This window comes from Streptantibioticus ferralitis, assembly GCF_029223525.1.
GTDB lineage: Bacteria > Actinomycetota > Actinomycetes > Streptomycetales > Streptomycetaceae > Streptantibioticus_A > Streptantibioticus_A ferralitis.
This window is the reverse complement of record NZ_JARHTQ010000094.1, coordinates 1-1,266: the sequence shown is the minus strand read 5'-3', so window position 1 is coordinate 1,266 and position 1,266 is coordinate 1. Positions and strand designations below refer to the sequence as shown.

The window sequence follows — 1,266 nt, the reverse complement described above, 5'->3', positions numbered from 1 at the left end:
GCCCGGTTCGCCTCGATCCTGGCCAGGTTCCGCTCGTGCCGTTCGGTGTCGATATAGGCGGGTAGCACGTCGGGCAGGTAGACCAGCCATTCCTCGCGCGGGCGGCGGATGCGGCCGGTGAACGGGCGGCCCGCCAGGCGGCGGCGGGGGTCGGTACGGCTGCGTCCATAGACGAACGCCCCGGCATAGGCTGGATGCCGGAGCATGTTCTGGATCACGATCCGGCTGGGACGGCGCCACTCCAGCTGGCCTTTTCCCGGTCCCGAGCGGGCCCGCACGCCGATCTCGATGCCGTGGTCGACCAGGAAACGCAGCACGGCGTTGATCGTGGCCAGCTCATCGAACAGGTCGAAGACCAGCTTCACGAGGGATTGCACCTGCTCGTCAGGATCCTTGACGACCTGACCGTCCGACAGACGGACGTAGCCCACGGGAAGAGGGACGGCGAGTTCGCCGCGGCGGGCCTTGGCGATCCGCCCGTTCCACATACGCTGCTTGATCAGGTGCAGTTCGGCTTCGCTGATCGTGCCCTTCAGGCCCAAGAGCATGCGGTCGTTGTGCTCGGCCGGGTCGTAGATCCCGTCCGGGTCGGCCAGCAGGGCCCCGGCCAGGGCGCACAGTTCAAGGAGCTGGTGCCACTCGCGTCCGCTGCGGGCCAAGCGGGACATCTCCACCCCGAGCACCAGCCCTACGTGGTCCAGGCCGACCTCGGACACCAGCCGCTGGAAGCCGGGCCGGATCACCAGGCCGGACGCCGAGTGCCCGAGGTCCTCGTCGATCACCAACACCCGCGATGCGTCCCAGCCCAGCTCGACCGCCCGCTGGCGCAGTCCGTACTGCAGCCGGGTCGACTCGGCGTGATCGATGACCTGCTGCGGGGTCGACTGGCGCACATAGACGATGGCGAGACGGTCGAGATGCCACGGCTGGATCTTGCCCTCAACCCGGTTCCACGGGGCCGCCGACATCGTCATCACCCGCGCCCCCGCTCTGACCGGCCGTGATCACCATCCGTGCCACCAGCTCGGACAGCAGCCCCACCACCAGATCCCGGCGCAGTTCCGGCACCATCCCCCACAGACCGCTCTGGGGAGTTCAGCACGGACGTCTTCACACACCGCGACTCACCGTCCTCGTCGACCCCAGCCTGCCGCTCAAGCAGCCGACGCACGACGGCAGCAGCGTCCAGCAAGCCATCAACCCCGATGACCGGGACATTCCCTCCCGTCAACTCGTCTATGTGTGCAGTACGGCTTGCTCCTTGAG

General features: G+C 68.0%; 2 protein-coding genes. One reads left to right on the top strand and one right to left on the bottom strand.

What is annotated here, in order from left to right:
• A partial coding sequence (locus P2L57_RS39815) for a recombinase family protein (RefSeq protein WP_275823485.1) occupies window positions 1-974 on the bottom strand: 974 nt, incomplete at its 3' end.
• A gap of 26 nt (window positions 975-1,000) precedes the next feature.
• Here P2L57_RS39815 and P2L57_RS39810 point away from each other — a divergent pair.
• On the top strand, window positions 1,001-1,266 hold a 266-nt coding region (locus P2L57_RS39810; protein ID WP_275823483.1), incomplete at its 3' end, for a hypothetical protein.